The organism is Solidesulfovibrio sp. C21 (assembly GCF_047785625.1).
Classification (GTDB): Bacteria; Desulfobacterota; Desulfovibrionia; order Desulfovibrionales; family Desulfovibrionaceae; genus Solidesulfovibrio.
In genome coordinates, this window is sequence record NZ_JBLODY010000145.1 from 1 (window position 1) to 3,810 (window position 3,810).

Below are 3,810 nucleotides of genomic sequence, written 5' to 3' on the forward strand. Positions count from 1 at the left end.
GGGTGGGGGTCCGGGGGAGGGAACCCTTTTTTGCAAAAAAGGGTTCCCTCCCCCGGTTCCCTCTCCTGCCCCCATAAAAAAAGCCCGGCCGCCTCTCACGAGGCGGCCGGGCTTTTGGCTGGCGCGGTAATGCTGTTAGTCGGTCACGACCATGACGCTGGTGGCCTTGACCATGGCCTTGACCTTGGAACCGGCCTTGAGGCCCAGGCCTTCGGCGGATTCCTTGGTGATCACGGAAACGATCTCGACGCCGGGAGCGGCTTCGATGACGACCTCGGCGTTGACCATGCCGATGGAAACCTTCTTGACGGTGCCGGGGATCAGATTGCGGGCGCTGACTTTCATGGGGATTCTCCTTGCGTTTATGGTGTTGCGGGGAGGGGCGGATGCCGTACGCCTTCCTGCCGAAAAACTGTGTCCTCGTGAGGAAAGAGATAAGGCATTTTTAACTCACACGCAAATTATTTTTTTCGTGTAAGTATTGTTATTTTTAACATTAAATAAATTAGTATATTAAACGTATTAAAACACGAAAACAATAAAGCCGTGATAGTACGGAGAAAAAAGACACTTTTCGATTTTATGGTGAAATATCAGGCGGTTGGAAAGATATTTGGGGGGTCGCATCATGGCGGATTGTTACAAAAAAGTGTCGTGAAGGCCTGCGCTATGGCCCGGACGGGCTTGGCGGCGATGCTGCGGGGCGGTCCGGCGGGGAGCCGGAGGGGCGGGGAAGGGGCGGGGCCGTTTCCGGCCGTATCCGTGAAGACACGGCCGAAAACGGCGGTGGGCCCTTTTGCCGTCAGGCAAAAGCGGGCCTGTTATTTATTCCGGTCCAGCCGCACCACCACGGTGGGGTCGAGCACCTGGAACGTGAAGGATTCCAGGAAGAAGAGCGCCACCTTTTCCGTGTCGTGGGAGGAATAGCCGATGGCGATGTCGCCGCCGAGGGTCATCTCCAGGTCGCCGCCCCGGGTCGAGAGCAGGTAGGCTTCCTCGATAAAGGGGCTGACGATGACTTCGCCGCCGAGCATGGTCTCGAGGTACTGCGACAGCGGATAGCCGCGCACGTGTCCCGACAGGGCCACCCACATCTCGGGGCCGACCACCAGGGCGTAAGGGCCTTCCACCGAGGTCTTGCGCAGGGCGGTAAGCCCCTTGGAGACGGCCTCGGCGATGTCCTCGGGATTGCCGCCCACGCTCATGCGCGACTGGCTGGAGACCTCGGACAGGCCTTTGATGCCGGCCGGGGCGAAGCCGTGATAGAGGGCTTCTTCCTCGAACCGGACCAGTTTTTCCGCCGCTTCGTCGAGGCCGGCCAGATCGATGTCCTTGCCGCCCCGGGCCGCATTGTCGATTTCGGCGATGTCCAGGGTGAAGGGCACCTTGACCTCGACCAGCGGTTTGACCTGGTGCAGGCCGTAGGTGATGCCGGAGACGGATTGGGGATGGCTGTAGTCGATGCGGCCGAGCGGCACGGCGGCGTATTCCCAGCCGAGCGGACCGGTCACGTCCACCACCCGGCGGGCGGAAAGCATGCTGGTCAGCGTCTGGCGGGCGCGGCTGTCCACGGCGTCCCAGGCGGCCGCGGTGATGGGGGCGAGATCGCGTTTCAAGATATCCATGGCGTACTCCCGTAACGGTGCTTAACGGTTTCCTTTCAGACTGCCGATGCCGAGGGACCCGCCGGAAGTCGCCTTGCCGGCGGGCGCGCCACCGCCACCTTCACCGCCGGTGGCGGCGCCTTCCAGGGCGGTGATGTCGCCGCTGGTGAAGAAGTAGGTGCGCATGTTCTCGTCCCAGGCCGGCATGTTGCGGCGCAGCCATTCCAGGCCCATGACGGCGTGTTCGATTTCCTCGTCGCGGTTGTGGGCCATGATGGCCTTGATCTGGGGATCGGTGGCTGCGGCCACGCGCTGATGGTACCAGTTGATGGCTTCCAGCTCTTCCTTGACACTGTTGAGCGCCCGGACGAAATCCCGGTCCTGGGGCGAGAGTTCGGCAACGGGCTCGTGGTACTGATCCATACGTCCTCCGTATGACCCGTTTGAAACGGTCATAGTGATAGTTGCCGGCAGTATGCCACAGGCGCGAGGGATTGCAACGCCTTGGCCTGAAAAAAGGAAATGTCCGGGAATGGAGCGGATCAGAGCAGGATCAGGTCCTTGAGCGTATTGGCGTCGCCGGGGCGCGGCGGATAGAGCGCGGCCAGGGCTGTGGCCAGATCGCCGATGACGGCAGTCAGCGCCTCGCAGGGGCGTCCCTGCCGGATGCCCGCGGAAAGCGCGGCCGTCCCCGCCTCGAGGATTCGGGGATCGATCCGACCAGCCAGGCCCGTGTCGGGCAGCACGAAGACCAGCCGTTCGAAAACGGAAATGTAGATGAGCAGGGCGTTGCGTTCGGGAGTGGCGCAAAACCCCTGGGCGTAAAAGGCGGCCTGGGCCGCGACAAGCGTTTCGTGGCTGGCACGCGGCTTGGAAACGAAAAGTCGTTTGAGCGGGGGCAGGCGTTTGGCGGCCTGGAATCCGGCCAGGGCGAACAGGCCGAAATAAAGCAGGAAAAGCCACATGCCGCGCGTGCCGAAGACCAGCGCGCACAGGACGCCGCCCACAAGACCCAGGGCCAGACCGCAGGCCAGCTCGGCCTTGGGATAGGAATCGCTGGCTCCGACCACCATGGGCACGATCTCGGCCGATGTCGTGGCCTCGGCCGCGCGCACCGCGCCCACCACTTTTTCCCGGTCCCCGGCGGGCAAAAACGCATTCACCAGATGACGCATGAGAGCCTCCTACCAGCTTCCCGACGAGCCGCCGCCGCCAAAACCGCCGCCGCCCCCGGAGAAGCCGCCGCCTCCACTTCCAAAGCCGCCGCCCCCGCCGCCGATGAAAAAACCGCCGCCGCCGCCCCGGCCGGAACTGAAAAGAAACGGCCCGACCAGCCCGAGGACGACGCCGCCCACGCACAACAGCGCCAGCATGCCGATCCCCAGGCCGAAAAGCGCTCCCACACCCGGCATGGCCAGGCCGAAGATGCCGGCCCGGGCCGGGGCCGGAAGCCCGGATAATACGGCAGTCAGGATGATGGCCAAAATGAAAAGACCGAACACCGCGTTGTCGTCGCTCCCCTTGCCCTTATGGGAGGGCGCGGCCTTGTACTCGCCGCGTACGGCCTGCATGATGGCCGAAACGCCGTCCATTATGCCGGCGTCGAAATTGCCGGTCTTGAATTGTGGCACAATGGCATAGGCGATGATGCGCCCGGACAGCGCGTCGGTGAGCTTCCCCTCCAGGCCGTAACCCACCTCGATGCGCACCTTGCGGTCGCCCTTGGACACGAGCAGCAGCACGCCGTTGTCCTTGCCCTTTTGCCCGATGCCCCAGGCCTCGGCCACCTTGATGGAATACTCCTCCAAAGACTCGTCCTCGAGGGACGGGATGGTCAGCACCACCACCTGGGTCGAATCCGTGCGCTCGAAACCGGCCAGCTCGGCATTGAGCTTCGCCTTTGTTTGGGGCGAAAGCAAGTTGGCGTAATCGTTTACCCGCCCGGTGAGCTTCGGCACTTCCAGCGCCATCGCCGTTGCGGCGAAGCAGAGGATGAGGAAGGCGCAGAGGAGCGGGATGATGCTGGCGGCGGCGGTGCGGCCTCCGGCGGCCAGGGGAGGCGCCGCCTCCCCTGGACCCCTCCGCCGGGGGGCCGAGGGCCCCCCGGACCCCCCTGACGGGGGGCACGGGTGTGGGGCGCGGGCCGATGCGCCGGCGCATGCCGCTTCGCGGCAAGCCCGCCGCATGCGCTCCGCGCCTTCCCAGG

At 64.1% G+C, this 3,810-nt stretch carries 5 protein-coding genes; all 5 read right to left on the minus strand.

All coding sequences use genetic code 11. From position 1 onward, the window contains the following. Positions 1 to 135: 135 nt before the first annotated feature. A complete protein-coding gene (locus ACMZ6R_RS20220) occupies positions 136 to 345 on the minus strand; it encodes a TOBE domain-containing protein (RefSeq protein ID WP_416114756.1) in 210 nt (69 codons plus the stop codon). Between the two features lie 476 nt (positions 346 to 821). Continuing rightward, the gene (locus tag ACMZ6R_RS20225) at positions 822 to 1,625 is read right to left on the minus strand and encodes a family 1 encapsulin nanocompartment shell protein (protein ID WP_416114757.1); all 804 of its coding nucleotides are present in this window, start codon (positions 1,623 to 1,625) and stop codon (positions 822 to 824) included. A gap of 21 nt (positions 1,626 to 1,646) precedes the next feature. Then, positions 1,647 to 2,027, minus strand: coding sequence for an encapsulin-associated ferritin-like protein (locus tag ACMZ6R_RS20230; RefSeq protein WP_416114758.1), 381 nt, complete (start codon positions 2,025 to 2,027; stop codon positions 1,647 to 1,649). Between the two features lie 119 nt (positions 2,028 to 2,146). Further along, entirely contained in the window at positions 2,147 to 2,779 is a 633-nt protein-coding gene (locus ACMZ6R_RS20235) for a hypothetical protein (protein ID WP_416114759.1), read from the minus strand. 9 nt (positions 2,780 to 2,788) lie between these two features. Beyond that, positions 2,789 to 3,790 carry a TPM domain-containing protein gene (locus ACMZ6R_RS20240; RefSeq protein WP_416114760.1) on the minus strand — a complete coding sequence of 334 codons (1,002 nt, stop codon included), beginning with the start codon at positions 3,788 to 3,790 and terminating at the stop codon, positions 2,789 to 2,791. Positions 3,791 to 3,810: the final 20 nt, after the last annotated feature.

Excerpts from the sequence above, each read along its gene's own strand:
- ACMZ6R_RS20230 (WP_416114758.1), bottom strand. The coding sequence starts at position 2,027 with ATGGATCAGTACCACGAGCCCGTTGCCGAACTCTCGCCCCAGGACCGG.
- ACMZ6R_RS20220 (WP_416114756.1), bottom strand. The coding sequence starts at position 345 with ATGAAAGTCAGCGCCCGCAATCTGATCCCCGGCACCGTCAAGAAGGTT.
- ACMZ6R_RS20240 (WP_416114760.1), bottom strand. The coding sequence starts at position 3,790 with ATGCGGCGGGCTTGCCGCGAAGCGGCATGCGCCGGCGCATCGGCCCGC.
- ACMZ6R_RS20225 (WP_416114757.1), bottom strand. The coding sequence starts at position 1,625 with ATGGATATCTTGAAACGCGATCTCGCCCCCATCACCGCGGCCGCCTGG.
- ACMZ6R_RS20235 (WP_416114759.1), bottom strand. The coding sequence starts at position 2,779 with ATGCGTCATCTGGTGAATGCGTTTTTGCCCGCCGGGGACCGGGAAAAA.